The sequence below is a fragment of the Paenibacillus sp. 05T425 genome (genome assembly GCF_056396205.1).
This window is the reverse complement of the sequence record NZ_JBFTLA010000003.1, coordinates 47,967-74,402: the sequence shown is the minus strand read 5'-3', so window position 1 is coordinate 74,402 and position 26,436 is coordinate 47,967. Positions and strand designations below refer to the sequence as shown.

General features: G+C 50.8%; 19 protein-coding genes. 3 read left to right on the top strand and 16 right to left on the bottom strand.

Going from position 1 to position 26,436, the window contains the following annotated elements; genetic code table 11:
- Positions 1-210 precede the first annotated feature (210 nt).
- Positions 211-996, top strand: a complete 786-nt coding sequence (locus AC1DF0_RS07190; RefSeq protein ID WP_477573512.1) for a helix-turn-helix transcriptional regulator — start codon at positions 211-213, stop codon at positions 994-996.
- 62 nt (positions 997-1,058) lie between these two features.
- On the opposite strand, the gene AC1DF0_RS07185 is transcribed toward AC1DF0_RS07190, so the two are convergent.
- Together AC1DF0_RS07185 and AC1DF0_RS07180 are read right to left on the bottom strand one after the other, a co-directional pair.
- The gene (locus AC1DF0_RS07185; protein WP_477573511.1) at positions 1,059-2,450 is read right to left on the bottom strand and encodes an ABC transporter substrate-binding protein; all 1,392 of its coding nucleotides are present in this window, start codon (positions 2,448-2,450) and stop codon (positions 1,059-1,061) included.
- A 198-nt stretch (positions 2,451-2,648) separates the two neighbouring features.
- Entirely contained in the window at positions 2,649-3,440 is a 792-nt protein-coding gene (locus AC1DF0_RS07180; protein ID WP_477573510.1) for an alpha/beta hydrolase, read from the bottom strand.
- 299 nt (positions 3,441-3,739) lie between these two features.
- Between AC1DF0_RS07180 and AC1DF0_RS07175 the strand changes: the two genes are divergently transcribed.
- The gene (locus AC1DF0_RS07175; protein ID WP_442049967.1) at positions 3,740-5,446 is read left to right on the top strand and encodes an RICIN domain-containing protein; all 1,707 of its coding nucleotides are present in this window, start codon (positions 3,740-3,742) and stop codon (positions 5,444-5,446) included.
- Positions 5,447-5,534: 88 nt separating this feature from the next.
- Here the strand turns inward: AC1DF0_RS07175 and AC1DF0_RS07170 are convergent, their stop codons facing one another.
- The 12 genes from AC1DF0_RS07170 to AC1DF0_RS07115 all read right to left on the bottom strand — a co-directional run bounded on the left by AC1DF0_RS07170 (position 5,535) and on the right by AC1DF0_RS07115 (position 21,790).
- Positions 5,535-6,431: a glycoside hydrolase family 43 protein gene (locus tag AC1DF0_RS07170; RefSeq protein ID WP_477573509.1), complete on the bottom strand. Its 897-nt coding sequence runs from the start codon at positions 6,429-6,431 to the stop codon at positions 5,535-5,537.
- A 20-nt stretch (positions 6,432-6,451) separates the two neighbouring features.
- Positions 6,452-8,107, bottom strand: a complete 1,656-nt coding sequence (locus AC1DF0_RS07165) for an MGH1-like glycoside hydrolase domain-containing protein (protein WP_477573508.1) — start codon at positions 8,105-8,107, stop codon at positions 6,452-6,454.
- Positions 8,108-8,173: 66 nt separating this feature from the next.
- On the bottom strand, positions 8,174-9,520 hold the full coding sequence (locus AC1DF0_RS07160) for an ABC transporter substrate-binding protein (RefSeq protein ID WP_442049970.1): 1,347 nt from the start codon (positions 9,518-9,520) through the stop codon (positions 8,174-8,176).
- 133 nt (positions 9,521-9,653) lie between these two features.
- Entirely contained in the window at positions 9,654-10,487 is an 834-nt protein-coding gene (locus AC1DF0_RS07155) for an ABC transporter permease subunit (protein WP_475820133.1), read from the bottom strand.
- Between the two features lie 5 nt (positions 10,488-10,492).
- Positions 10,493-11,407, bottom strand: coding sequence for a carbohydrate ABC transporter permease (locus tag AC1DF0_RS07150; RefSeq protein WP_337102647.1), 915 nt, complete (start codon positions 11,405-11,407; stop codon positions 10,493-10,495).
- A gap of 61 nt (positions 11,408-11,468) precedes the next feature.
- Positions 11,469-13,079, bottom strand: a complete 1,611-nt coding sequence (locus tag AC1DF0_RS07145) for a response regulator transcription factor (protein ID WP_477573507.1) — start codon at positions 13,077-13,079, stop codon at positions 11,469-11,471.
- On the bottom strand, positions 13,072-14,922 hold the full coding sequence (locus tag AC1DF0_RS07140) for a cache domain-containing sensor histidine kinase (RefSeq protein WP_477573506.1): 1,851 nt from the start codon (positions 14,920-14,922) through the stop codon (positions 13,072-13,074). The genes AC1DF0_RS07145 and AC1DF0_RS07140 overlap by 8 nt, the downstream gene beginning before the upstream one ends.
- Before the next feature lie 168 nt (positions 14,923-15,090).
- Entirely contained in the window at positions 15,091-15,825 is a 735-nt protein-coding gene (locus AC1DF0_RS07135; protein ID WP_475820130.1) for an ABC transporter permease subunit, read from the bottom strand.
- A 139-nt stretch (positions 15,826-15,964) separates the two neighbouring features.
- Complete coding sequence (locus AC1DF0_RS07130) at positions 15,965-16,918, bottom strand: carbohydrate ABC transporter permease (protein ID WP_442049975.1); 954 nt, start codon at positions 16,916-16,918, stop codon at positions 15,965-15,967.
- A gap of 80 nt (positions 16,919-16,998) precedes the next feature.
- A complete protein-coding gene (locus AC1DF0_RS07125; RefSeq protein ID WP_442049976.1) occupies positions 16,999-18,348 on the bottom strand; it encodes an ABC transporter substrate-binding protein in 1,350 nt (449 codons plus the stop codon).
- Positions 18,349-18,447: 99 nt separating this feature from the next.
- Positions 18,448-20,067 (bottom strand): response regulator, encoded by a 1,620-nt coding sequence (locus AC1DF0_RS07120; RefSeq protein ID WP_477573505.1) that lies wholly within the window; start codon positions 20,065-20,067, stop codon positions 18,448-18,450.
- The gene (locus tag AC1DF0_RS07115; RefSeq protein WP_442049978.1) at positions 20,042-21,790 is read right to left on the bottom strand and encodes a cache domain-containing sensor histidine kinase; all 1,749 of its coding nucleotides are present in this window, start codon (positions 21,788-21,790) and stop codon (positions 20,042-20,044) included. The genes AC1DF0_RS07120 and AC1DF0_RS07115 overlap by 26 nt, the downstream gene beginning before the upstream one ends.
- A gap of 250 nt (positions 21,791-22,040) precedes the next feature.
- Between AC1DF0_RS07115 and AC1DF0_RS07110 the strand changes: the two genes are divergently transcribed.
- A complete protein-coding gene (locus AC1DF0_RS07110) occupies positions 22,041-23,192 on the top strand; it encodes a serine hydrolase domain-containing protein (protein ID WP_442049979.1) in 1,152 nt (383 codons plus the stop codon).
- A 57-nt stretch (positions 23,193-23,249) separates the two neighbouring features.
- On the opposite strand, the gene AC1DF0_RS07105 is transcribed toward AC1DF0_RS07110, so the two are convergent.
- Positions 23,250-24,383, bottom strand: a complete 1,134-nt coding sequence (locus AC1DF0_RS07105) for a serine hydrolase domain-containing protein (RefSeq protein ID WP_477573504.1) — start codon at positions 24,381-24,383, stop codon at positions 23,250-23,252.
- Positions 24,384-24,436: 53 nt separating this feature from the next.
- Entirely contained in the window at positions 24,437-26,404 is a 1,968-nt protein-coding gene (locus AC1DF0_RS07100) for a beta-galactosidase trimerization domain-containing protein (RefSeq protein WP_477573503.1), read from the bottom strand.
- Positions 26,405-26,436 lie beyond the last annotated feature (32 nt).

Below are 26,436 nucleotides of genomic sequence, written 5' to 3'. Positions count from 1 at the left end.
TAGACCTGATAGGGTACAGCACCCTCATATCAGTGTACTTGGCAATTGTGTTTTCCTATTCAAATTACATCATAAACGCGATTTTCCAGCCTATAGCTTTACGTTGCTTTTTTATGGATAATTGTTGTTTCGTATGAGAAATACCTATCATTTGACTGGTTGTAAACGCTTCATTTGCCATTATGATATGGGTAAAGGAGGCGAAGCCGTTTGGAGGAGCTTGAATATCACCTTCACCTTGTACCCCATATTTTTCTGTTTGTAGACCGCAGATGTTATCCGGATTGGAAGATTCAGAAGACGACAATCGACTTTCATGATCTCACGTTTGTAGTTGACGGCAGGGCCGATTACTACATTAACGGCGAGAAGTTCGCTGTCGAAGCGGGTGATCTTATATACGTCCCGGAGGGCAGCATTCGTGAAGCCAATACCTTTTGGGGTTGTCCTATGAAAGCATATCCCTTTAATTTCTTTTGGGCAGACCCCCATAATCATGTCCGTCTTCCTTTTGAAGTCGTAACCAAAAATGTGATTACCAAAGAAATTCTAGGCTACATTCGTGAATTCAACCAGGTGTGGATGAGCAAGCAACCCTTTTATATGATTCAAGCTCGGGCATTGTTCGAACTTATTCTCCATCGGCTTCTTAGTAACTTTAATCGCCGATCGTCACCTGGAATGGATCCTCGGATAAAGAAATTAACCACCTTCATCGCCGAGCATTATTCGGAAGACATCACGATTAACGATTGGGCGGAAAGGCTAAACCTTCACCCCGCCTACATAGGGAAAATATTCAAAGATAACACAGGTACAAGCTATAAAAAATATTTGCACCGCATCCGCATCAACAACGCCGAGGCCATGCTGTCCTTAGGCGACTTTACGGTGACGGAAGCAGCCGAACGCTGCGGCTTTCACGATATATCCTATTTCAGCAAAGTGTTCAAGGAAATGAAAGGATATCCTCCATCAGCGGCTAAGAAGCTTTGAAATCAAATACAGTCCCCCTAATATTCGCCTATTAGAGGGACTGCTGAACTGCTTATTAACGGTTATTTTTGCCAAACCTCATCTATAGCTGCCTGGAACGGCTCTTTATATTTCTCGACGACGGTCGATACCGAGATGCCCTCCAGTATTTCACCTATGAATTCGTAATAAGGCATCGTTGGATATCCGTTAACTTCTTCGACGACTCTGATGCTCTCTCCGGCAACCTTCGCATTATTGAGATCGTCCTCGTTGCTGAACAACGTTTCGAATCTCGATTGTTTCGGATAATCATAAATGGATTCAATATCGTTAATCTTCTCGTAAATGTAGACAAGCTGTTCCGGATTCTCGACTGCGCTAGGAATGGTCAAATAGTTCGGAATCGTATTGAAAGATTGATATTGCGTAGCGCTCGGTCCTTTAGGGAATGGGAGGAAGCCGATGTCGATGTCCGGCATATCCTTCTTCAGATTCTCCATTTCATAATCGGCGCTTGCAAACATCAGAGTGTTGCCTTGACGGAAAAATTGTCCCGGTTCAGTCCAATCTCCGCCTTCAGTTGGTCTTCCGACGCTCTCGGTTGCAAGCCGCGACAAGAAATGCAATACTTCCAGCGTTTTCGGATCCTCGAGATTCTGTTTATCCTCGGCTACCAGATTCGCTTCGTTCGCAGCCAGGGCTTGGACAAGAATCGAAGCGCCGGCCAGCCCCCACGTATCGAGTTTGCCGTCATTATTCGTATCCTTGTTTGCTTCTTTCGCGACTTGAATAAAAGTGTCCCAATTCCAATTTTCTTCGGTCACATATTGCTGCAACGGCTTCATGCCCAGTTGGTTCATTAACGTGCGGTTGTAGAAAACGCCTTGCGAAGCACCGTTGATGCCTGCCCTGAATCCATAGCCTCTTCCTTCGAACAATGCATATTCATTCGTATATTGCTGAATAAATACTTTTTCGTTTTTCGTAAACTCATCTACCGGCGTGAACATGCCCTGCTTGACCAGTCCCGGAATCATCCATGGTCTAGCTACGCGGATAATATCGCCAAGCGGCTCTCCAGCTAACAAGGAAGCCGATACCTTTTGCTGAAACTCGCCATAATCGACTACGACATATTCCATTTTAAAATTATGCTTCTTCATTAAGGCATCCAAATTTTCTTTCATCTTGATATTGTCCGGGTTATCTTCTTTAATCGACTCATCGTACCAGGATACCCATTTGATCGTACGTCCGCCCATATCGAAATCCATTTCGGGAGTACCGATAACTTCCTCTTCTCCGGTAGACTCGTCGCCTCCGCTTTCCGTTGCATTCGTTAGAGCCGTTGTGCCTTCAACATGATTTCCGGTATCGTTGCCGTTATTGCCTCCGTTTGATCCACTGCTGCATGCTGCCATAAGAACCAAGATTAGACTACAGAACAGCAGCATTGTTTTACGCTTCCACATGCCATTTCCCCCTTAGCCATTGGTCACACCCTAATTATGCAGCGCTTTCAAAAGAATGAATTCATGAGGCAGCCGCTACATGGATAATGATAGTACTCCCAATGATCACGAACCATAGAGGAATTAGAAATGATTTGTAACTTTTAAAGATTATAAAAGCATCACCCGTATAAGTGATGCTCAGATTGTCGCTTGCGTTTATCTAAAAATAAGCTGTGAAAAATGGTATAAATCGTTTTTCCATACCGGCCAATCATGCCCTCCGCTCTCCTCGTACCAAATATGTGGCACATTATTAAGCTCCAAATAAGCATGAGTCCGATCGCTGACATGCTTAAGAGTGTCCAGAAGCCCGCATGACAGCCAGAGCAGACTGAGCTTAGCCGACGCTTCTTCCGGATTCGGGACAAGCAGCTCGGGCTCCTTCGTGTTAGGAGCGGAAGAAAACCCGCCAAGCCAGGCGAATCGATCCAGATTGGCTAATCCGATATTGAGAGATTGCCCTCCTCCCATCGATAAACCGGCCAGAGCACGACTCTCTCGCCCTGCTTGAACCGAATAGTTGGACTCTATATAAGGGATGAGATCATGCAGCAAATCAAGTTCAAAATCTTCGAACGCCTTTAATTTGTTAGGGTCGAATAGATTTCCTTCCGCCCGGTCGTTCGCCATGGCACGACCGTTGGGCAATACCACAATCATGGGCGCAAGCTTGCGTTCCGCATACAAATTATCAAGGATCACTTGCGGCCCCGCATGTTTGTACCATTCCGACTCGTCGCCGCCGATGCCGTGCAATAGATAAAGAACGTTATAGCTTAAATCTTCGGAATAACCGGGAGGGAGGTAAATCATCGCTTGGCGCTTGCAGCCTACCGTCGTCGAGAAATATTCAATCGATTCTATTTTGCCTCGGGCAATGTCTTCCTTGTTCTGGTCAAACCCTAGCGGAGCGGCATTTCTAATCGAATCATGGTCAATCGAACTCATCGTGTTTTCGTTCCCCTTCCTAATGACACTTGATTAACTGTCGACAAGTATAAACCTTTCCACACTGAGCAAACAACCTGTCAATGGATACTTCTCACTCGTACGCCAAAGATAGAGTTAGAAGGGGCATAATGCCATAATTAGACAGGTTGTCGACGTTAACTCCCGAATAGTACACTCGTTTTTGCAAGCGCATACATTTCATTCTTATAACCCCCCATCTCTCCTATCCGCTTCGCCCTCCCGTTGTACTACCATGAATTTACATATACCAAACAAAAAAAAGGAGATGAGTATTAATGATCAAGAAGAAAGTCAGCTTAGCAGTAAAGCTTCTGTTGCTTATGGCGCTAGTGATATCGCCAATGCTGCTGAGCGGCAAGAAAGCAGAGGCGTGGGTCGGCATGCCGATGTCCAAACTCCATGTAAGCGGCAACCAGTTGGTGAACAGCAGCGGACAGCCCGTGCTGCTGAGCGGGTGGCATCAACCCTCTGGCGCTTACTGGACGTACCAGAACAGCAATTACTACCTGAATCAGAATGGCGGGAATCGGCATGCGGCCATCTTGGCGTATTTGAAGGATATTACCGACACCTTTACGAGCACCTCGGCCAAATACGGCAACAATCACGGGTGGTACATGAATCAAGTACGTCTATTCATTGACCGGGAAGACATGGGCGACGTTGCGGCGGGCACATACAATTTTGCCGGACTGCAGGCCGTTACTCAGAACGTTATCATTCCATATATCAACTACGCCAAGACCAAAGGCTTGTATGTCACGCTCGGCCTTGATTTCACTTTAAGCAACAACCAAGCAACAACGCCGGACAATCTCGCCAAGTTCAATCAGATTTGGGGTTACCTCGCTGATCAGCCGGGCATAAAGAGCGCGGATAACGTGATGTTCGAGCTCGTTAACGAGCCGGTACTATCCGACGTCAACGGCGTTTGGGGCGGTCATCCATCCCAATCCAACTTCGTTGCGTACTGGAACTCGCTCAAAAATTTCCAAAATTCCATGATCTCCACGATTCGCGGCAAAGGTGCGGATAACGTCATATGGGCGTCCGGACTTGGTTGGGATCAATACTATCAGCTGTGCGCTGCATACCCGCTGACGGATCCGCTCAATAATGTCGGTTATTCGGTCCATTGGTACCCGGGCTACGGAGCCAATGACAATTACACGACTTTGCAGCAGCAATGGGACACCAATATCAAGCCATGCGCCGATAATTATCCAATCAATATTACGGAGACAACCTGGTTCAAGACCCAGGCGGGAGACTCCTCCTATTGGGATCTGTTCAACGGCTCGAATGCGGGCTTCGGCAAAAATACCAAAGCGATCTTTACGGCCGCGGGAAATGTGAGCATTGCCGTCCATATGAACGGATTTTTGCTGGATCCCGGCACGCGAAGCTCATTCGCAGACCCGACAGGCGGTTTAATGTATGATGGCAATACGGCCAGAGATGGCATGGCCCGCTTTATTTTCGAATGGTACTATGAACGCGCGCAGTTTAATCCTTGGAATGGCATATGGAACGGAGTCACGAATGGAGCGACTTACAAGCTCGTCAACCGTGCTTCGGGTAAAATACTCGAGGTTCCGGGCGGGCAGAACACGAGCGCGCTGCAACTTCAACAATGGACGGATAATAATGCGAACGCGCAGCGCTGGGTCGTTACGGATCAAGGCACCTACAATAACTATTACGAATTGCGAAGCGTTAGTTCCTCCGATAACAAGGTCATGGATGTTCGTAACGGAACGAAAAACAACGGGGAAGCGATTCAACTTATGCAGGATCTCTCCAATACCGCGCAGCAGTTCCGATTGATCAAAATGAGCAACGGCTATTGGAGCATTCTGAACGTGAATAGCAACAAAGCGGTCGAGGTTGTCGGATCCTCCACGGCCGATGGAGCGAAGATTCAGCAAAATCTGTACCGCGGCGATCTCAATCAGCAATGGCAGCTGGTTCAAATTAATTAGAGATAGCGAGTGCACTGGGCTGTCTCTGTATGGCCATTAAACGCAGTAAAACCGCAATTCATGATGAATTGCGGTTTTTTTGTTCCAATTAATCGGAACTCTTTACTCGCACAACACCCTCTCGCTCGAGAAGCTCCAGGAAGATCGGCCGCTCGTCTGGCGTCCGGTTCGGCGCGTGTATCGTTAGCATTTGACGGCCATCGAAAGCGTGGAACACCATGCCGTGTCCGCCGTCGCTCTTGAACAACGGTTCCGTCTGCTGTACCCAAGGACCAGCCACTTGGCCCGATTCCGATTGCGCCACGCCCAAGGCGTACTGGTTGTCGATAAAGCTTGCCCACAGCATATAGAGATGACCTTCCTCGCCTCTGAAGAGATAAGGGCCGTCCGTCACATAGTTGGCTGTGTCCGGATAACGGGGCGATACGTAAGGCGTTGCCCACTTAGCTTCCGAAGCGCGGAATAGCAAGACTGGCTCCGAAGCCGCGCGTCTAAGATCGCTGCTCAACCGTATCGCGCAAACCTCGCCGTCGCCCACCTGCTGCCATTCATGGCAGAAGACCATCCACGGCACGCCGTCTTCATCCACGTACAAGCTGCCGTCGAGCGAGCTCCAGTCAGCGGGGGTCAGAGGCCCGTCGCTATGGGGAATGAACGGCCCGAGCGGCTGATCGGCCGCAAGCACCGCGGTGCCAAGCAGAGCGTTGTCCCTTCTGCGGAACGTGGCGAACATATAGTACCGCCCTTCGTAAGCGTACACTTCCGGCGCCCAGAAGTTCGTATCCGAGAAGAAATCCTCCTCGGGACGGAATACCGGATGCGGTCCTTCCCAAGAAAGCAAATCCTCGCTCACATAGGCATCGAAGCCCGTTCCTGCACCCCATATATTTTTATCCGTGCTCCCGAACAGATAGTATTTGCCTTCCACCGGCATCGGCAGCACGAATGGATCGCGTATTTGAATATCCTTGCATTCCAGCGTCATCTTAAGCTCCCCTTTGCGAATTAACGGTAAGTAGGCGGAACGATGCCAATTCCAGGCTCTTCCGCCCTGAACCGGCTTCCCGCGAGAACGACTTGCTCATTGCCGGAAACGCTGAACGGGATATTCGAGCCGCCCCATTCGATCATCCCTTCGACCTTCCTCGGAGTCATGCCGACTAGACCAAGCAGCTTGCCGCTTCGATCGGTAATGACGCGTATACCGCTCGGGAATGTGATCCAGCGTTCGCCGTTTCGGTAGATAACCGATTCGCCCTCCCCGTTAATCAGCTCGAATACGTTCTCCGCCACCGTTCGGCTGTAAGCGGTATCGCCTGTCGGTTCTTCGCCATGATCCATCGCATAAGGACGAAGACCCGTGAACCACAGCTCGCCTGTTGGGCGAGGCATGATGCCGCATAGCCGCTCCACATAATCAAGCACGCATAGAATCGATGGCGAATACGCTTCGGTGAAGCCTTCTTCCCCCGTCCACGGACTAACGGCTTGCGCGAAACGGGTAAATCCGGTTGCGGCCGACAGGATCGACTGCAGCACCCAGGTCAGCTCGACGTGGCGGCCATGATGTTCGAATGCATGCGGCGCGCGAATCAGGCTAAGGAAATTGGATGGCCCCGCCCAGCTGTTATAGCTGGAGAAAGGATCGAACCGTGGATCGTCCATCGCCAGCGACGTAAACGGATATTTAGCGAAAAACTTGCGCGTATTGAGCAAATAACGACGCAGCATCGAATCAAAAAACGGCCGATCGCCGACCTCGCATGCCATAACTCGCAGAAGCACATCGGACTGCACGCGCACGAACTGTCCATTCTGGTCTCTATCGTAGAAGAAATGATCCGTTTCATCGAAGCAATACCGGTACAAGCTATCCAGCGATTGCTCCGCCTTCGCTCTCCATTCCTCGCCCGACTCTCCCAGCTCCTCGGCCATCCGCGCCAAATACAGCCTTTGGCAGTAAACGTTGGCGGTAAGATCGGGAGCTAGAAACGGCAAGATCGGCGAGTCCGGATTGACCCGCGTCGCATCGCCGAGATGCGGCGTATCCGGCACATGCCAGAACCTGGGCGATAGATCATGTCCGGTATCAAAAGCGCTGAAAGCCTCCACGCAGCCAGTACCGAACGTATCGCGATATCTCACAAGCCATTCGTCATATCGGGTCATTGCCCCGTACATCGTCTTCAGAAATGACTTATCCCGGCCTTGCAGGGAATAGTGGTTCCAGACGGACCTGGCGAGCGGCGTGACGAGCTGGATTTGCCTATAGGAGGGGCCATGCTCCGTTATTTTATACGGAAGCATCCCATCCTCCCTTTGATGCTTGGCGAACGACAAATACGTCTCTTCGGATACCGAAGGCACGAAGCGCGAGAGCAGCTCGGCGTTAATCGTGCCGGTGCTCTCCAGCCAACAGCCGAGGTAAATGCCGCCTTCGTGCAAGATCGGCTTCTCTCCGCCCGTCGGCACGATGCAAGCAAGCAGCGAGCGCAAAGCGGCATAATAAACCTGCTCAAGCCGGCCTTGCGAGGACGCGAATTTCACCCCTGCCCGCTTCCATTCCGCGATAACGCTGCCATCGGATTCCTTGATCGGCTCGCCGATCCGTTCATCAACGGACAAGCTCCTTAATTTGTCCAGCAACATCGATTCACTCATCTTAGATCGTCTCCTTCGCGTATGCATAGCGAAACGAGCTGCCGCATGGGCAGCCCGTCTTACCGGTTACTCCTGATTGTTGTTGAAAATTTTCACCGTACCGTTATAGAACGACTTGACCGCTTCCTCCACGCTCTTGCGGCCGAAACCGATTTCGTACATGGTCGATTCCGCGAGCTTCGAATACTCCGTGTTCCCCGGAGGATTGTAGCTGACCGCGAACGGCTCGGTTTCCGTTGCTTTGGATACGCGGCTCGTGTAATCGTAGACGATTTTGTCGGCATCGCTAGCTTCTCCTTCGAGCAAAGCGCGGTTGGCTGCGGTTACGGGCACGCCGCGGTCGCTGCGGAGGATCTTCGCTACTTCCGGATCGTTAATGAAGAAGCTCATCAGCTGCGCTACCTCTTTCGGATGCTTAGTCTTCGCATACCCCGACAAGCCTTGGCTGGATTCGAAGACGACGCCGGTACCTTTGTCGCCGCGAGGCAGCTGCACCATAATGAGTTCATCCTGGGTCAAGCTTTGATGCGCGGCGAATTGGTTGGAAGGAATGAGACTCATCGCGACTTTGCCTGTAATGATCAATGATTTGCTCGTATCTCCTGGCGGATTAGACACTTGCAGCTCAGCCGGTACAACGCCGCCGGCTTTCGAAGTAACATCCCAATACTGGAACCATTTAAGCGCATCCGCCTCTTCGAAGCCCAATGTGCTATTGGCCATATCATATAACTGCTTACCAGATTGCTTTAATCCGATATCCATGCCATCGACGGTCAAGTTGTAAGTTCCATAGAAGCCGCTGCCGAGTTTATCGGAAATTTGTTTGCTGATCGCCGCATATTCTTCCCAGTTCCAGCCGTCCTGCGGAACGGGAATGCCGGCACGCTCGAACATCGATTTGTTCACGATAACGCCGCGCGCGTTCGCCCCTGCAGAGATATGGACGAGCTTATCGCTCAGCGTACCGTATTGGACCATCGTCTGATCCATATCCGACAAATCCAGCTCTTGCCCAACGTACGGCGTCAAATCCAGCAGCACGTCCTTAATCGCATAGTCCACGACGTTGCCGCCGAGGAAGAAAACGTCCGGCGCCGTACCCGAGGCCAGCTGCGTGTTCAGCTTGTCGAAGTAACCGGTAGAAGGAGAAAACTCGCCGACGATCTTAATATTCGGATGCTTGTCTTCGAACAGCTTAAGCGCTTGGTTCGTAATGTCCGCCCGCTTCTGGTCCCCCCACCACATGACGCGAAGCTCGACTTGCTCGTCGCCGCCGGTCGAAGTTCCTGTCCCGTTATCCTTCGTATTGCCGGAGTTCGAAGCGCCCGGGCTTCCGGTTCCGCCCGAGCAAGCGGTTAGCGCAACCATCATTAAAGCCAATATGCCGATCCATACGCTCTTTCTCTTCATTCTAACCAACCTCCCGATTTTTGTTGAATCCGTTTACATGACTAAGGTTAATCGCAAAGCGTCCATCTTGGAATTTGATTTCTTTAGGTCATCGCTTGTCTTTTTTTCGGATTGCGTACGATCGATAGCCGATTTATTTCAAACCGGTCGTCGCGATGCCCTCCATGAAGTACCGCTGGAAGATCAAGAAGATCAGCGTAATCGGCACGAGGGACAAAGTTGACATCGCAAGCAGCGCACCCCAGTCGGATTGGCCGGAAGGATCGAACAATGAACGAATGCCGAGCTGTACCGTAAACAATTTAATGTCGCTCAGATAAATCATTTGGCTGAAGAAATCGTCCCACGACCAAATAAATGTGAAGATGGCCGCGGAGATTAGCGCCGGCGTAAGCAGCGGCATGATGATCTTGAAGTAGATTTGGCGCTGGCTGCAGCCGTCGATCGTCGCGCTCTCGTCAAGCTCTCTCGGAATGCCGCGTATGAACTGCACCATCATGAGAATGAAGAATGAATCATGCGCCAGCCACTTCGGCAGAACGAGCGGAAAGTACGTATTGATCCAATGCAGCTCGTTATAAATAATGTATTGCGGGATGAGCGTGACATGGTAAGGCAGCATGATCGTAACGAGCATCAGCGCAAACCATACCTTCTGAAATTTAAAGCTCAACCGCCCGAATGCAAACGCCGCGAAAGAACATGTGACGACATTGCCAAGGACGCTAAGCACCGAAATCATCCAAGAGTTCGCGAAAAAGGTTCCGAATGAAACGTCCTGCAGACCTTGCCAGCCATTGCGGTAATTGTCTAGCGTAAATTCCTTCGGCCACAGACCGGTTTGCGTGAATATCATGTCGTTCGGCTTAAAGGAGCTGCTGATCAGCCAAAGCACGGGGTATAGCATGGCAATACCAAAGAGGATGATCAGCATGTGTTTCGAGAGTCCTATTGCTTTCATCTGCATCTGCTTCATCTCCCATCCTTGCTATCGCCATAGAATACCCAAAATTTGGACGTCATAAATACGATCGCCGTGAAGCCCCCAACGATAAGCACCATGATCCATGCAAGCGCGGAAGCATAGCCCATCTCGAAGAACGAGAAGCCTTTCATGTACAGGTACAGCGTATAGAACATCGTTGCGTCGAGAGGTCCGCCTCGTCCGTCGCCGATTACGAAGGCTGGCGTGAACGCCTGGAATGAATTGATGATGCTCATGACCAGGTTGAAGAAAATGACCGGCGTCAGCATCGGCAACGTAATGCGGAAGAAGCTTCGCGCTTTGCCGGCGCCGTCTACCTGAGCAGCCTCGTACAGATCGGCCGGAATTTGCTTCAGGCCGGCTAGAAAGATGACCATCGCCGATCCGAACTGCCATATCGATAATGTAATGATCGTATAGACGATGTAGTCCGGATGCGAGATCCATGAAGGTCCTTCGATGCCGAACCAGCCCAGGAAACGGTTAACCAGTCCGCTGCCGTCGAAGATCTGCCTCCAGACGATCGCAATCGCAACGCTGCCGCCAAGCAACGAAGGCACATAATACACGGTGCGGTAAATGCCCAGCGCCTTAATGCCTTTGTTAAGCGCCATCGCCACGAGCAGCGCGAACGCGAGCCGGAGCGGCACGGATAGAAACACGTATTTGAAGGTAAGCCACAAGGAGTTCGTGAACGTTTGGTCATCGGTAAAAATCGTCACATAGTTGGACAACCCGACCCACTTCGGTGCGGTAAGCAAGTTGTATTTCGTTAGGGACAAATAGAGCGAGCCTAACATGGGACCGAGCGTAAGGCAGAAAAAACCGATCAGCCACGGCAATAAAAATCCGTAAGCGGTCAGGTTATGCTGCTGTGGTTTTATTTTTCGCGTAGCTCGCATGGAAGCGGCCTCCTTTCCTGTTGTACGCCCATTATAGGCGACGGAAGAAGGCCGATGAATGCTATTTATTCGGGATGTCGCTATCGATTTTTACAGATGCCGTTTTTCGCTGCCGGTACTCCGAAGGACTTGTCCCGAACATCCGCTTGAACCTGGAACTGAAGTAGCTGGCATTGGAGAAACCCGTCAGCTCCGCAATGTCCCACAACCCAAGAGCGGTGTCCTCCAGCAGGCGAACGGCGTGCGCCATGCGCGTTTCGTTCAAATACTGGATGAACGTCTTCCCTACTTTGTTTTTGAACATTTCCGAGAAATAAGACGGGTTGTAATTGAACTTCTCCGCAATCATCGTCAAATTCAGGTCGTACATATAATTTTCTTCGATAAAATGGCACGCAGCCTCGATGAATCTGGTTTCCTCGCCTCCCGATTCATCGGCCGATAGCCGAATGACTTTGTCGGCAATCCGGCTAAGGAAACGAAGCGCCTTGTCCGGCGTGTCCAAGCTTAGCACCATGTCGGGTCTTAGCCATAGCTGCTCGTCCGCTTCGAGAGAGAGCCCCGCTTCGCCGGCGATCGGCTCGAGCATGAGATACAGCTGGAATACCGTCTTCACAAAGGCCGGCTGCGAGGATCGGAAAGCTTCCTCTAGCTCCCGTCCGACCTCACGCTTGAACGTCTCCATTTCTCCTCGAACCACATACCTCTCAATGAGCTTTACGGTATTTTCCGATAGCAGGCTTTGGCCGGATGCTGACTTGGCGTCCAACTGCTTGATCGTATCGGGCATATTCCAAGCTGCGAGAGCAGACAAGAATCCGCTCTTCCAGCTCTCGAAGCCCGTCACAGGCTGGCCTTCGCCAAGCTTGATTTCAAAATCCATAAACGCCGCAACGTTATCCCGAAGCGCCTGCGAGATGGAAGCAAGCACCCCATCCTCGGCCGCAACGGCAAAAAACATGAAGCCGGGGTACATCGCTTCCCGAAAGGCATGAACACGGCCTTCGAACTGGTCGGCGATCTCGCGGCACAGAATATCAAAGGGCAAACGAAACTTGTCGGGCGTACGCGCCTGTTCTCCATCCGATGCCAGCATAGGCCGCAAGCCTGCCGCCATGAACCGCACCTCGCGCGTATGCCACGAATCGAGCTCGAATAATCGCGAGCGATGCCGCATGAAGCTGTCCAGCTCCGGCTGTTCTTTGACGAGCTGTACGATGTAATGCTCCTTCATTTCTTTGTAATATTGCGACAGGCGCCAACGAGTCACCGATTCCTGATCCTGGCTGCGCCGCTCGTTATCCAGCTCCTGCTTTACTTTCGTCACGGCATTCGCCAGCTCATCCCTTGCCACCGGCTTCAACAAATAATCGCGTGCATGGTTGCGTACTGCCGACTTTGCATAGTGAAAGTCTTCATAGCCGGTAATAACAATCGTACGTAGCGTTGGATATTGCTCACGGCACGCATCGAGAAAGGCCATGCCGTCCATGGCGGGCATATTCATATCGGTCAGAACGACATCAATCGCTTCATGAGCCAAACAATCCAGCGCCTCTTTCCCGTTCGACGCCTCTCCGGCTATTTGGAAACCAAGGCTTTGCCAATCAATCTTAAGACGCAGACCTTGGCGAATTTCCTGTTCATCGTCTACGATCAATACTTTATACATGGCGTTGCTCCTCCTGTTCGGGCAAGATCAGTTCAATCGTCGTACCGCGTCCGTCCTGGCCAGCTTCGATCTGTACATCGAATAGCGAGCCGTAATAGAGACGGCACCGCGCGAGCACATTGCCAAGTCCAACCTGTCCCCCGCTGGAATTCAAAATATAATCAAGCTGGGCGCTGGCCGATTGTTCGACCAGCTTGCGCCGCAGCGCTTCCGGGATACCCGGGCCCCTGTCGGATACGGTTAGATGGACGCGGCCTAATCTGCGTCTCACTCCGATATGCACATAAGCTTCGGTGCCGCCTGAATAGCTGTATTTCACGGCATTTTCGATCAGCGGCTGCAGGATGAACTTAATGATAACGAGTTGGCCGACATCCTCCTCGTCGATCTCGATGTGCAGTTTATGTCCGAACCGAATTCGCAAAATGGATACATAATAGCGAACATACTTGAGCTCTTCGTCCAGCCGTATCAAATCCTCGTTGATCCGAAGCGAGAAACGCATCATTTTGCCAAGCGATTCGATGACCTCCACCGTATCGTCCGTTCGTTTCTGAATGGCAAGGCTGCTCATGAGCTCCAGCGTATTGAATAGAAAATGCGGATTGATCTGCATGAGCAATGTTTTGTATTCCGCTTGCTGGCGCAGCAGCTTGAGCTCGAATTCGTCTTTGATATGACGCCTCAGCCTGACGACCATCTGCCTGAACGTCGAGCTGGCATAATCGATCTCGTTGCGAATGAACTTCGCCGGAGGCACGCGGCTTTCGGCGACTTCGAAGTCGCCGCGCTCCACGTAGCGCATGGCGGTAATGAGCCTGGAAAGCGGTTTCGTAATCCCGTGCGACAGCCACGTGGCAAGCAAGATCGAGAGAACGATCAACACTAACGCAAGAATGAAGATCGTATTGCGAAGCTTCATTAGCGGCGCATAGAGATCCTTCTCGGATACGAACCCGATGAGCATCCAGTTCGTCTTGGCGAGCTTTTTGTACACGAGAATCTCCTTGGCTCCTTGTTCGCTCTTCACGTACACGACGCCTTGCTTGCCGGTTCCCGTCCGGATGGCATCCACGGCTTTCTTCATATTCGCATGCGCCACATACTCCGACTGGCTCAGCATCGGCTGGCCGTCTTGATCGAGCAAATAAATGCTGCCGCCCGTACCCAGATGGATTCTCTCCAACGGATCGAGAAAGTAATCGGCCGTTACGTTCACTTTCATGATGCTTTTCGCGTTGCCGGGCTCGAACGCACCGATCGGCATCAGCATGCCGATAACCGGATTCGGGTTATTGTTGCGCAGCTCGGCGGCATCCTGCCCGGCAGGCACCCAATATTCGTAGTCATGAATGAAATCTTGATACCAAGGCTTGTCCACGAGCGTTTGATCGAAGACGACCTGGTTGCCGCTGCTCACCCACATCCCTTCGCGGCGGTATACCGTAACCGAAGAAACGCTGCTATAACTGTTGGTTGTTTGCGTTAGAAATTGGCTCATGCGGTAATGGGCGGAATTTTTTTCCCCGGAGCTGGCATCCGGATCGGAGATCAAGGCATCCCAGTTCTTGGTCGTGTCGCTATTGAAAACGATGGATGCAAGGTCGTATACCTGCGTCTGTACCATGCTGATATAAGAGCCGTATTCATCCATCTTCTCAAGTGCGGACGATTCGATATGGTCGCGGATCATAGAACGCGATTGGTTGAAAATAAGGATGGACATCGTGCAGAAAGCGAGCACAAACAGCAGCACGAAGATTGCGATCAAGCGGTTGCGAAGCGAATAAAACACCGTTTTCCCCCTCTCCATCCCGCAGGCATCGGCAGCAGGACCGGACATAACGCTTTGTGAACCCCATTATATAGACAACCGGCCATTGTTCCAAGTGGCAGTATTCATTTAAAGGGGAATTCATGTGCAGCCGACAATGAAAAAAACGCAAGCCACGAGGCCTGCGTTACGATACATTATTGGCAAAACTATGAGTTGAAATGGTGACATCGTGCCCTATCCTTTCACCGCGCCAGCCGTCATTCCTTCTATGAGGAAACGCTGCAAAAATACGAATATGATGACTACGGGGAGCACGCTTAATACGGATGCCGCCATCATGCTGCCCCAATCCGTCTGATACAATCCTTTGAATAAACTGACGCCGGGCGTCAGCGTACGATGTGCCTCGTCATTAATGAACACAAAGCCGAACATAAACTCGTTCCATGAATTCAAGAAGGCGAACAGCGAAGTAGCTACCAAACTTGGCAACGATACGGGAAGCAGTATTCTGAAAATAATGCCGATCCGCGAGCATCCGTCGATCTCCGCGGATTCCTCCATTTCATAAGGAATCGTATCGAAGAATCCTTTCATCATGAAGGTGCACAGAGGAACCGTAAACGTCGTATACGCTAATATAAGCGACCAATAGGAATCAATAAGATGCAAATTTTTCATCACGAGATAAAGCGGAATGAGCAGCAGCACGCCGGGAATCATCTGCGACAGCAGCATGGCGACGCTGAATACTTTGACCCCTTTAAATCGGATAAAGCGGCTTAACGCGTAACCGGCGAATATGGAGATCATTAAGGATGCGGCTGTCGTTACGACTGCGATAAACACGCTATTTTTAAAGAAGGTTATGAAGGCCGATCCGTTCAATACATTATCAAAATGTTTCAACGTAGGCTTGGAAATAAAGAAGCTCGGATTCAACGTTCTTATTTCAGTATCCGGCTTCAAGGATGTTACAAACATCCATAGGAAAGGAAACAAACAATAAAATGCAAAACCTAATAGAACGACATAGGTTATCACGGTCATTATTCGTTGTTTTCGACGGCTCATTAACATCGTTGCTATCACTCCCATCCGGACCTGACTATGTCCGATTTCTCCTTTGGCTGAACATATAATATAGAATGAACCCGCTGATCATAAATCCGAGCATCATAGACGCCAACGCGGAAGCATTTCCGAAATTGTAGGATTCCATCGCATAACGGTAAATCATGATGGGCAGCGTTTCTGAAGCATACAGCGGACCACCCTCCGTCATCACCCAAATGAAATCGAAATTGACTGCCGTCCAAATGACATGAATGAAAATAATGGTAATCGATACAGTCTTCAGCTGAGGCATGACGATTCGGAAAAACCGGGTACGCACGCCTGCACCGTCGATCGCAGCAGCCTCAAGCATATCGCGCGACACGGATTGAAGACCTGCCAGCAGGCTGATGGTGAAGAAAGGGAAGCTTCTCCATACGTTAACGAAAACAACGGTCAGTAATGCGGTATCGAGCTCGCCGAGCCAATAGTACGGCTGGTCAATAATACCGAGCTTCGTCAACCACAAATTAATAATGCCGTAATCCGGCGTCAGCATCCAAGTCCAAGTCATCCCCGCGATAACAATGGGAACCACCCAAGGAATAATAATAATCGCTCTGAATAGGGCTCGTCCCTTCACTTGCTGGTTCAGCGCCACAGCCGATATAAGCCCCATCGCATATTCGCCCGCGACCGAGAGTACGGTCCACACAACGGTATTCCATAGCGCCTTCAAGAAATATTCGTTTTGAACGGCTTCCTTGAAATTGCTTAAGCCTGAAAACCCGCTTAACGTTTTATTCAGCAAGTTTTTAAAATGAATACTATCCCACAACACCGTTAATAACGGATAGGCATTCAGCAGAACAAAAAACAAAGCGGCAGGAAGGATAAACCAATAAGCTGCCTTCCTCAACTTTCTCTCTCTAAGTGTCATTCTCGTCTGGCGTGCCGCTCCTTGCCGAGCTTGGGCAGCCTTGGGCATTTCAGTCTGGTTACTCATGTCTCTCACCGCATTCTGTTGGAATGGAAAGGGCAGGCGAAGCCTGCCCGGTCATACGCTTATGAGGTTCTGTCCGTTTCCTATTTGCCGCTTAGCTCATTCGTCGATTCAAGACTTTTGTTGATCGCTTCGGCCAGCCACTGGGCTACCGTCTCTGGCGAATCGTTTTTCAGCATCGCTCTGGCAAGCGCATCCTCCATCGCTTTCGTAATACCTCCAAGCGATACGGTCGGGAAAACGATCCCTTGATCGGCAAGCGCCATAAAGTCTTTGCCCCAACCGGTTTCACTGACAACGTCGCTGCGCGGAGCCTTCGACGGGTTAACCGTTGCTTGATAATCTGCGCTCATCAGGAATTGAGCAAATTCCCACGTTGCATCGAGGTGATCGGAATTGTACACGTAAAGCGGCGCGATTTCCATGAATGTCGCAGGCGTGTTTTTGTATGGCGGCGCAGCTACCTTCACGTCTTTCATGCCTTCAGGATTTTCAGTGCTGCGGCCTTCGATCCAAGGACCGTTTACGACCATCGCGTATTGACCGAGAACGAAGTTTTGATCCTCTTCTTCCCAACCCCATGTTTTGGCATCGGCCGTAATCGTCTTACTTGCTTGCAGATCTTGATAGAACTTGAACACTTCGGCGGCTTTAGCCAGCTCATCCGCATTGTCCAACCACGTATTCTTGAATTTGCCGTCATCCATTTTCTTCGCTAGCTGAACGTCGTTTTGCGCAAGATACATAATCAGCTCTTGCGGCGAGCGCACGCCTGCACCGGCAATGCCGTAAGCTTCTTTGCCGGTCTTTTCTTTCACGACCGGGCCCATAGCCATCAGCTCATCCCATGTCTTCGGCGGCGCGTCGTAGCCTGCGTCTTTGAGCAGCTGCTCATGATACAGAAGCGCGCGAATGCCCAAGTAGTTAGGTAACGCCATCACTTTGCCGTTTACTTTAAGCGCATCCCACACATTATCGTACACTTTGCCTTTGTCCGCCCATTGATCAACGTAAGGCGTCAGGTCCGCCAATGCGCCGAAGTTGTTGAATTCGCCGAACCATTCGGCAAGTCCCCAACTAATATCCGGCGCATCGCCGGCATTGATGGAGGCAACCAGCTTATCATGCAGGATGTCATACGTAATGACTTGAAGGTCGACGGTGATGTTTTCATGCGAATCGTCGAATTCCTTCACCTTCGACTGAATCGCTTTTCCCTCATCCGTGCTCGGGTCTAGCGCCGCCCAAAACTTCAGATTTACTTTCTCCGCCGCAGGCTTCTCGGTCGCCGCGCTTTCATTGCCGCCTGTATTGGCTGCATCCGCACCGTTGTTGCCGTTGCTGCCGTTATCCTCATTGCCTCCGCAAGCCGAAACCAATAAAGCGAATACCATCGAAACCATCATAATAGCGATACTCTTGTTAGCTTTCATGCATGGATCCCCTCTCGTTTGTTGTTCCTTACATGTATCATTCTAGCCTGTGGGCATCACGGATCCTATGCGACAATCTTCGCAGCAATGTTGAATATATTAGGATGGCTGGGACTGCCTATATTGGGAAGGCTGCTGCCCAACGATCTTTTTGAACACTTGGCTGAAATATCGTTGATCCAAGTAACCGACCTGCTCGGCGATCTCGTAGGTTTTCAGACCCGTCTCCCTCAGAAGACGCTTAGCATGGGTAATGCGTATGTCGGTTACGAACTCCATGAAGCTTTTATTCGTCGATTGTTTAAAAAGCGTGCAGAAATAGTTTTTGTTCAGGAAAAACCGCTGCGAAATATCGTCTAACGTTACGGTTCTATAATTTTCCTCGATATAACGGCATATGACCTCAATCAACGGCTTACCGTTTTTCATGCGCGCATCTTTGGCGGATAACGCCAAGAGCCGCTCGAATATTTTCGCCAAAAGCTCCTTCACCTGCATCACGTTCATTTCCTGCAGCTTGCTTCTGCCTTCGCTTACCCACACCAAAATTTGCTCATCCCTGCTCCTGGTCTCGATTTTCTCCAGCAGGTCGGATGCTGATTTTTTCAATTCGATCCCTCTAATGCCAGCCAGAGCTTTGTCCTCGAAAGCATCATTCAGTCTTGCCATCAAGCTCTTCTCGTCACGCAAAATGCCGGTTTCCAGCTGTGTTTCGACGAGCAGCGCCATATGTCTCCATAGGTCCAAATAGTTTTTGGCATACGCCGCTCCTTGGTCGCCCGCTTGCGCAGCGCCGTAACAAACGATCGGCTCATGATCATCCAAAGCCATGGAGTCAAGCGCATGGGAAGCTTCCCGATACGCTGCCGACAGCTTGGACAGCCGCGTTTTGTGCATGCTGACTCCAATTTTGGCTTCCACTTGAACATACGTCCGCAGCGACTGGATCAGCTTATGGAGCTGAACGGCCAGCCTGTTATCCTGCTTCTCATGGGACGAATAGATCAGAACGATTTCGTTCGATTTCGTCAGCTGTCTATAAATAATGAGCTTCGCGGACAACCCGAACGATTCGCTCAATATATTGCGAATGGCAAAGTGGAAAACTTCTCGATCCCCCTTGTATCTGGCCTGTACTTTCTCATCTTGATTCAGCAGCCTCAATACGGTTAAGTAATAACCGTCCTCGGGCAGCTCAATCTGCAGCTTCTCGGATCGAACGAACAGTTCATTCTCGTCGATCTCGCCCGAGCTGACCGCATGCGTGAACAATTCGTCCGTCAGCACGGTTAACCCCGAGCGAAGGACCGCCTTTTGCCGGATTTGCTCGGTTTTGGCAGCCGAATTGATATGAATTTTCTCAACCACTTTATCGAGCACTTGCAGCAGTTCCGCCTCTTGCACCGGCTTTAATACGTAATCGAAGGCGCCATGAAGAAACGCCGATCGCGAATATTCGAAATCACCGTAACCGCTTAACACAATTACTTCCGCCGTATTGCCGGTTCGCCTCAACCATTCCATGAACTGGAGGCCGTCCATAATCGGCATTCGAATATCCGTCATTATCATTTGGGGGTTATGCGCATTCACAAGCTGAATCGCCTCATTGCCGTTCAAGGCATGGCCGACAATCATCCATCCCAGCTGCTCCCAAGGAATGATCGCCTTGAGGTGATCATACACGGCAGATTCATCGTCCACTATCAATACTCTCATGTTCGTTATTGCCTCCTTTGCGCAGCGGAAGTTCGCATACGATAAGTGTTCCTTTGGCAGCCCGGCTAATGACAGAAACGCCATATGCTTCTCCGCATATTAACCGGATACGCTGATTTACATTGTAGAGCCCGATCGAGGTTCTTCTCGTGAGGTCCTGCGCCGTATGGCCCGCGAGCCGATCGCGAACGCCATCAAGCTCTTCCTCTGTCATTCCAACCCCGTTATCCGCCACGTATAAATACAAGATGCCGCGCTCCTTGTCCACACGTCCGCCAATCCGAATGAAGCCTTTATGGCTTACGCTCGGGTTAATCCCATGCTCTACGGCGTTCTCCACCAGCGGCTGCAAGATTAGCTTGGGAACGGCGTATTCCCGAATTTCCGGGGTTATCGCCAAATTGAAAGAAATACGGCCTGCAAACCGTTTGCCGATAATAACCAAATAATTGCGAACATGCATCGTTTCTTCTTTGACGGTAACCCATTCGCTAGCCAGCCCCATATTGTACCTGTACATGTTGCTCAGGCTTTGGCAGATCAGCTTCAAATCCGGAACACGGTTCATATCCGCAATGCCCGACATCATCTGCAGCGTATTAAATAAGAAATGGGGCGATATTTGCGCTTGTAGAGCCATAATTTGCGATTCTTGATTCATAAGCCTCAGCTTCAAATCATGTTCGATCATTTGCTGAATCGTTTCGGCCATTCGATTGAATTGATTGCCTAGAAATCCGATTTCATCTTGGGAATGAACCTCGACTCTCGCATCGTAATCGCCGATCTGGATCCGGGTCATTTTCCGATGCATATTGACGATAGGTTTCGTGATTCCGAAGCTAAGAAAGAATGAAATCACTAGCGCCAGCACTACAGAGATGCCAACCGCGATAATAGCAAGCGTTCTGTACCATAGCAGCTTCGGATTAATTTCATACGTGTAATTCAAGGCGAGACCGCTGCTCTCCAGCGGCACAGACATATGGATGACATTGCGATTGCCCGCATTGTCGCGGAATTCCGTTCCTGTGAGCGATGGCAGCGTATGATAGGAAACCCGATTGTTATTTTCGATAATCGAGATTTGTCCCTTGTAAAAGCTGTTGTACCGTTCAACCAACTTGCGGAAGTTTTGCTCCTTCATATCAATGACAAGCAAGCCCACCGGCTTCCCGAGCGAACGAACGGGAAACAAATATTGAATAATCGGTTCATTATAAACGCTTTCATATCTTAGAATCGTCGTAGGCCGATCGTCCTTGGAGCGAGAAATCGCAAGCAGCGACTGAATATAGGGCTGCTCAAGATGCGGATACAGCTTAGGAAAGAAGCTTCCCAACTCCACGCCGTCATTCCGTTGCAGACTCATCCCGATAATGTCCGTTAACCGGGACTGATTATAAACGCTTAGAAAAAACTCTCTGATATCTTTGACCGTATCATAGGTTCTGCTGTCGGTCAGAAACTCCTCGTCTCGCGCAATACTGCGAATCAGATCTGGATTGGAGTAGATTTGGTAAGCGGTTTCATTTAAATTGCGGGCGTACTCATCGATTGCTTCTTTCAAATCCTCTTCTACCCGCACGCGTGCGAAATCACGATCGTCTTTTATCGTCTGCGACACCTGATACAAGATAATGCCCGACGTTATGGATAATGGCAAGGCGGTTGAAATCAGCATCGCCAAAAATATTTTCAATTGAATCCGTTTGGATTTCATAGCTTCACTGTCCTTCGCTAGAGCATCTAGTTATCCTACTACATTATCTTACTGTGAAAAAGAATACCGTTCATTTTTTTCATCCTTTTGTTTAATATATTCAGGTTATACGATCATTCAAATTTGCCGCAACAGCTGATTAAGCGCGACAGTATTTTTAGAAAAGTTACTTGATAAGGAAGAATAAGCCTTACATAATAGAGTTGTGATTATCGACAGGACAACCTAACAACCTTTTAGGAGGACCAAAATGAACTTTTCGAAGCTGGAAGCTTATCTGGATCGTTTTTATACAGAAAAAAACATTCCAGGCTTAGGTTTTGCCATGTACTACAAGCACGAGCCTGTGTTTGAGCATTATGCAGGATTTTCGGATGTTGAAAATCAAGTCCGTTTCGGACCCAACACGCTTTTTCGGCTTTACTCCGCAACGAAGGTTATCACCTGTACGGCCCTTCTCCAGCTATTCGAGGCTGGAAAGTTTAAATTAAGTGATCCGCTCCACGCTTATATTTCTGAATACAAGAATATGAACGTTCGGCATATTCGGAAGGATGGATCGGAGGAAGTTCGCCCTGCGAATAACGATATCACGATTGAGCATTTGTTCAGCATGACGGCAGGCCTTGACCAGCGGGATACCGAAGAAACCCGGAAAGTAATTGAGGCATCGGGCGGCGAAGGCAAAACGCTGGATGTCATCCGGGCGCTCGCGAAGGAGCCGCTGATCTTCGAGCCGGGCACGCATTTCAAATACGGTGCAAGTCATGAGGTGCTGGGGGCGCTTATCGAGGTGCTGTCGGGCAAAACTTTGGGAAGCTATTTCAAGGAGAATATTTTTGACAGAATCGGTATGAGCGAAACGTCATTTGACCTGAAGGATGAGAAGCGCTTCTGCAAGCTATACAACAACTTCGACGGGAAGACGCATACGGCCGAGAGCATTGGCGAGACCTTCGTTATCCATCCCGGCAGCGCTTATGAAAGCGGCGGCGGCGGACTCTACTCAACCGTATCCGATTACATATTGTTTGCTGAGGCATTGTGCAATTATGGTGTGGCGTTGAACGGCGAGCGCATCCTTAGTAAAGAAACGGTTAATACGATGAGGACCAGGCGTTTGTTCAAAGAGGCGCAGCAGGATTTCGCCAATTTCGGAGGAGTGAGCAAGAGCGGCTACAGCTATGGTCTTGGTGTACGAACGCTGGTGGACCGCGAGGAAAACAACGCGTTGAGTCAAAACGGCGAGTTCGGCTGGGACGGTGCCCGCGGTTGTTATGTGGTCATTGATCCAGAGGCGGAAATCACGCTGTTCTATGCGCAGCAAGAAGGCGGGTCGCCGTGGTACCGCTGGCACGGCACCATCCGCAACTATGCGTATGCCAGCGTCTGGGGCGACTAATAACGAAAGAGCCTATCAAAAGCCGCAACCGGCATTTGATAGGCTCTTTATTTTCGATTACAAACAGCTATACACGACATTTCTCAACCGAGGATGCACGTACGGCTCCTGATTGTTCAGCAGATGCTGGGCGTACATGACGGTCAGCTGCGATTCCGGATCGATGATGGCCATGCAGCCGGCGGCGCCGCTCCAGCCGAATTCGCCGATCGGACTCAGCGAGCCGCTGTCCGCTTTGGCGATATGCGTACGAACGCCTAGCCCGTAGCCGTACCCCTTCAGCTGATCCCAAGCGTAATCGCCGCGCATGCCTTCGGTCAAATGATCCGTGCGCATCAGATCCACCATCGCCGGCGATAGGATGCGTACGCCGTCCGGACTTGTTCCATGATTAGTCAACGCGTTAAGGAACAGCGCATAGTCGCTCACGGTAGACAGCAGCCCCGCCCCGCCGCTCTCGAGTTCCGTTCCGATGCGGAAGCCGTTGCCGTCCTTGCGCACGGGCTTGCCCAGCTCATCGTTATACTCATATTGCGGAGCGAGACGACTCTGTTGATCTTCCGAGAGATCGAAGCCCGTATCTCGCATGCCAAGCGGGCCCGTAATCTCGTCTCGGATATACGCGCCGAAGCTTCGCCCGTCTACAACCTCGATGAGTGCTCCGAGCACATCATGGCATACACTGTAACTCCAGCGGGTGCCCGGCTCGAACAGCAGCGGCTCCTTGGCGATCGCCTCCGCGAGGGCTCGTGTCGGCAATTTGCCTACTGTTCGTTCTACAGCCTGCTGGATAGAAGGAGCGCCGAGATCATAAGAGAAGCCAGCCGTCATCGTGAACAGATCACGAACCCGAATCGGCTTCTCCGCTCTCTCAAGCACGACTTCGCCTCCTGGAAGCCTCTTCTTTACGTTCATCTCGGCGTATTCCGGCAGGTAGACCGACAGGGGGTCATTCAGGTGGATGGCACCCTTCTCAACGAGACGAAGCGCCGCCACGCAGGTCATAATCTTCGTCATGGAATAAATATTGAAGATCCTTCCGTCGAGGATTGGCGTTTCCTCTTCCAGGTTGGCGAAGCCGCTCCGGTAACGGAATACCGTTTCGTTGCGGTGCATGACCAGAACCTCCGCCCAAGGGATACGCCAAGCGGTCATGCGCTCAATAAATGAAGCTAACGGTTTGAAGTCCATATCGTTCATCCTTTTTGTATAATGTAGTCGTCTAGAAAATGTCGCTCATTCGTTCAATTATAATCGATCACCACCATTTGATGGCACTCCAGTACGGGAACCGTGTACGTAACGGTCCCGTCCTCGTAGCTGAACGGCAACGGCGTCATCTGAGGCGCCAAGTACACCCGGCTCACGGGACTTGCCGTCCGAACGGAAGCCCTTACATCGTAAATCGGAACGATATCCTCAATGACTTCGATACCTTCGCAACGGCGAACCGGAGACGCATAGAGCAGGTGATTGACCAGCCGCTTCTCTTCCTTCTGCTCTTGGAGCGTGACAATGCCTTGCGCAGGCAGACTCGTTTGCAGCGTCTTGCCGGGCAGCAGACGATTCAATGCATGCAGCACCGCTTCCTTCAAGATCAGACTGCCTTTGGTTGCATAATCCTCGAATACATTCCACGCGATATAGATTCCGCTGCCGCTCTCTACCATGCCCGGCCCGCCGTAAGTGAAGCTGCTTGGCGTATGCTGATGCGAACAGAACGTGAATGCGTCGCGGTTGAAGTACGGATCCTCGCGCCTTCCAAGCAAGGTCCCGCCGTCCAATTCGATCTTCTGTCCCTGCGCGTAAAAAATATAGGACGCTTCACCCAAGCTCTCCGGCTGGAAGAAAGGGCGGAAATAATCGGGACGATACGGGTTCGTGCCTAGATACCGCACGCCAAGGTCGATCGCGAATGCATTGCCCTCCGGATTCAGTCCGGACCAGCCCGTTGCGAGAATTTTGCCGCCCTGCTGCAAGTAAGACTGCAATTTCCCCCGCAGCTCATCGCCAACTTCTACGTAATCCGGTAATATCAACACTTTATAAGTCGAAAATTCATGTTCCGTATCGATAACGTCGAACAGCATTTTCCCTTCAAGCAGCATGCGTACAGCTCCAGCATCCGAATTCGACTTGCGCGCCTCCGACTTCGAATGCATGCCGGTCGCTTCAAGCGACAGAAGGGCCACATCGGCGACGTTCGTCGCCTTCACGCACCAAGCTTCCTTGCTCTCGACCTCGCGATAAGCCGCGCCGATCAAGGCATAGGTCGCTTCGTCCATATGACCGTCCGGATGCAGCTGATCTCCGATCGAGCATCTTGCGCCATTGGCTATGCTGAGCGCCGCTTCGTAACGAAGCGCGTTCGGGTGCTTATAGCCGCCGAATTCCCCCCACGACGTATGGAATTTTCCCGTCATGCCGAGAAAATCGACGCCAAGCGTCTGCGCATACCGGGCCGACAGCGGGAAGTGATCGTAGCCCCATCCGCCCGTCGGCAGCGATTCCAGCTCCAGGTGGCTGTTCATGGCTGCCAAGTCGCGGCGGCCGCGCGCGATATGCCCGCCATTATGGAAGATCGGCATACCCGGCTTGACCGATTCGACCGTTTCCTTCACCTTTGCCGTATAGCCCGCATACGTGTTCTCCCATAGTTGCCGCATCGCCTTCGCATCGCGCGGATCGATCCCTTGCTCCTGCGCGCTCTGAACGCAATTATGGCAGTAGCATTTGCGCACCCCGACGATATCGAGGAACAAGCCGTCGGCGTCATAGAGCGACAACGTCTCGCGGATCTGATCCAGCAGGATATCCAGGTAAGGCGAATTCATGCAAAACTGGTGATAACCCGGCTCCATGAAGCCTTTGACCCAATTTGTATGGTCATTCTCGTCGCGAATGAGCCATTCCGGATGGCGTCTCGCTAACTTCTCGTCGAGTCCGGCCGATAAGTATACGGGCGTCTTGACGTCAATCTCATGTGCCGCCTCAATCGTTGCCGCAAGCAGATCGAAGCCGAGTCCCGGATGAATCTCGTTCGCTTCCGTTGGATGATAAGCCCAGCCATGATGGCATTTGGAGAACAAAGTAATCGAATCGACGCGCCCCAGCCGCAGCATATCCTGAAACTGCTTTTTGTCAAAACGGGCTCCGATCGGCGCAATCGCCTCGGAGGTGTGAAAATCGAGATGGACTTGACGGAATCGCATAAGCTATATCTCCCTTTCCGGTTCGTATAGCT

Bases quoted from the DNA above. Each gene is read 5' to 3' on its own strand.
- AC1DF0_RS07185 (WP_477573511.1), bottom strand. From the start codon at position 2,450: ATGTGGAAGCGTAAAACAATGCTGCTGTTCTGTAGTCTAATCTTGGTT.
- AC1DF0_RS07180 (WP_477573510.1), bottom strand. From the start codon at position 3,440: ATGAGTTCGATTGACCATGATTCGATTAGAAATGCCGCTCCGCTAGGG.
- AC1DF0_RS07175 (WP_442049967.1), top strand. From the start codon at position 3,740: ATGATCAAGAAGAAAGTCAGCTTAGCAGTAAAGCTTCTGTTGCTTATG.
- AC1DF0_RS07170 (WP_477573509.1), bottom strand. From the start codon at position 6,431: ATGACGCTGGAATGCAAGGATATTCAAATACGCGATCCATTCGTGCTG.
- AC1DF0_RS07165 (WP_477573508.1), bottom strand. From the start codon at position 8,107: ATGAGTGAATCGATGTTGCTGGACAAATTAAGGAGCTTGTCCGTTGAT.
- AC1DF0_RS07160 (WP_442049970.1), bottom strand. From the start codon at position 9,520: ATGAAGAGAAAGAGCGTATGGATCGGCATATTGGCTTTAATGATGGTT.
- AC1DF0_RS07155 (WP_475820133.1), bottom strand. From the start codon at position 10,487: ATGCAGATGAAAGCAATAGGACTCTCGAAACACATGCTGATCATCCTC.
- AC1DF0_RS07150 (WP_337102647.1), bottom strand. From the start codon at position 11,407: ATGCGAGCTACGCGAAAAATAAAACCACAGCAGCATAACCTGACCGCT.
- AC1DF0_RS07145 (WP_477573507.1), bottom strand. From the start codon at position 13,079: ATGTATAAAGTATTGATCGTAGACGATGAACAGGAAATTCGCCAAGGT.
- AC1DF0_RS07140 (WP_477573506.1), bottom strand. From the start codon at position 14,922: ATGTCCGGTCCTGCTGCCGATGCCTGCGGGATGGAGAGGGGGAAAACG.
- AC1DF0_RS07130 (WP_442049975.1), bottom strand. From the start codon at position 16,918: ATGAGTAACCAGACTGAAATGCCCAAGGCTGCCCAAGCTCGGCAAGGA.
- AC1DF0_RS07125 (WP_442049976.1), bottom strand. From the start codon at position 18,348: ATGAAAGCTAACAAGAGTATCGCTATTATGATGGTTTCGATGGTATTC.
- AC1DF0_RS07120 (WP_477573505.1), bottom strand. From the start codon at position 20,067: ATGAGAGTATTGATAGTGGACGATGAATCTGCCGTGTATGATCACCTC.
- AC1DF0_RS07115 (WP_442049978.1), bottom strand. From the start codon at position 21,790: ATGAAATCCAAACGGATTCAATTGAAAATATTTTTGGCGATGCTGATT.
- AC1DF0_RS07110 (WP_442049979.1), top strand. From the start codon at position 22,041: ATGAACTTTTCGAAGCTGGAAGCTTATCTGGATCGTTTTTATACAGAA.
- AC1DF0_RS07105 (WP_477573504.1), bottom strand. From the start codon at position 24,383: ATGGACTTCAAACCGTTAGCTTCATTTATTGAGCGCATGACCGCTTGG.
- AC1DF0_RS07100 (WP_477573503.1), bottom strand. From the start codon at position 26,404: ATGCGATTCCGTCAAGTCCATCTCGATTTTCACACCTCCGAGGCGATT.